Origin of the sequence: Ureibacillus sp. GCM10028918, assembly GCF_042666115.1 — a bacterium.
Lineage (GTDB): Bacteria > Bacillota > Bacilli > Bacillales_A > Planococcaceae > Ureibacillus.
On record NZ_JBHTFK010000019.1, the window covers coordinates 1 to 1,638 of the forward strand.

Annotated in this window: 1 protein-coding gene and 2 rRNA genes; all 3 read right to left on the reverse strand. The window is 32.8% G+C overall.

Annotation, left to right across the window (positions count from 1 at the left end):
* Positions 1-65 (reverse strand): 16S ribosomal RNA (locus tag ACFQU5_RS15170); the annotation flags it as partial.
* 825 nt (positions 66-890) lie between these two features.
* Positions 891-1,331, reverse strand: coding sequence for an SRPBCC family protein (locus ACFQU5_RS15175; RefSeq protein ID WP_390289483.1), 441 nt, complete (start codon positions 1,329-1,331; stop codon positions 891-893).
* Positions 1,332-1,570: 239 nt separating this feature from the next.
* Positions 1,571-1,638, reverse strand: a 5S ribosomal RNA gene (gene rrf / locus ACFQU5_RS20310); the annotation flags it as partial.

Sequence of the window (1,638 nt, forward strand, 5' to 3'; positions counted from 1 at the left end):
TCGACTTGCATGTATTAGGCACGCCGCCAGCGTTCGTCCTGAGCCAGGATCAAACTCTCCATAAAAGAGAAAATTTGATAAAGCTCAAATTTCTGTTGAACATTAGTACTAATGTTCAAAAAAACATCTGCTGGCATCAATTTTGATGTCCAAGATTTTGTTTCTCTAAATTAATAGAAGAAACTATGTTTCATTAACGTTTTGTTGTTCAGTTTTCAAGGTTCAAACGAGTCACTTTGACAGCGACTTCATTATAGTATCATGTATGAATTGTTATGTCAACAATAACTTCACCTACTAGTTGCTTTAATAAAGCAACTATAATAGTTTATCGTATATAATAATCGATGTCAACTATTTTCTTGCGAATTTTGTTGCAACACAATCAAGACTATTAATATTATATCAATGCTCAACACCAAAGTCAATAACTTCCTATTATTAATAGTACTTATTTGATGCTCTTGCAATGACATTTAATAATATATCACCATAATAGATAGATTGCAAGTTATTAAAGAATTTATATAGGTTTATTATTAAATTCTAAAGTCAGAACATATTTAATAGCTTTCAAACATGAACATCGATGTGATTGTTGCTCTAGTTTATACTTACGTACAGGTTTCTTGTTAGAATCCTAAGACAAGAATCTTATGTAGGAAGCGATTGATAATAGTGTTATTTAAACCTATATAATCATCTTCTTAATTAAGCGCTGAAGTTAATACCCATTTTAGTATTTGTATATGGTAATATAACCAAAATAGAGGCTGTCCTCTTTTGACAGCCCCTGCAGCTAATTACTTATTAGTTTTTTATCATTACATTGGTTATCATTTTTGCATCATAGAAAGCCTCTATCAAACAAGCTATTTCCATCTTGAAAATTAGGAAAATACAGCAATTTTACGTGCGATAGATTCTGTTAAACGAGATGCAACTTTTGGAACAGCCCATTTAATTAATGGTGTTAGCATGGCACCTGATAATCCGCCTGCATGAACTTCCACGGTACAAGTCATTGTTGTTTTATCATTAATCTCTTCTGCAGTAAAGTGGCCACTTCCTGTAAAATTATCTGATAGACCTTTTAGTTCAAATTTAATATTAGAAGGTTCATTCCATTCGGTAATATCTACTTGCGCTTTTATTGTTTTTTTAATACCTTTCACACTACCTTCAAATGTCCAAACAGATTGTCTTTCATTTGTGATTTCATGTTCTTTATAGGCCGGTACTGTTGTTGCCCACTTTTCAAGATCACTGACATAATCCCAAACTGTTTGTACTTCTACTGGAATTACTACTGTATGTGTTCCGGTTGCCATTATGATTCCCACTTCCATTTTGTATAATCTGTCAATTTACATTTCCACATGTAATTATTACATAAAAAAGTATAAACTTACATCACAAATTTTTTTATAGCTTTGCAGCTATAATCTCGCAACTTTTCAATGTAAGATACGAAGTTCGATGACAGATTGTAACTAGAATCATCTGAGTCGAGCAAATTATGCTTGAATAATAAATAAAAAAACCGCTGAATACTCAGCGATTTCCGTTTGCCTAGCGACGTCCTACTCTCACAGGGGGAAGCCCCCAACTACCATCGGCGCTAAAGAGCTTAACTTC

Coding starts and splice junctions, on each gene's coding strand:
- ACFQU5_RS15175 (WP_390289483.1), bottom strand. CDS start 1,331: ATGGCAACCGGAACACATACAGTAGTAATTCCAGTAGAAGTACAAACA.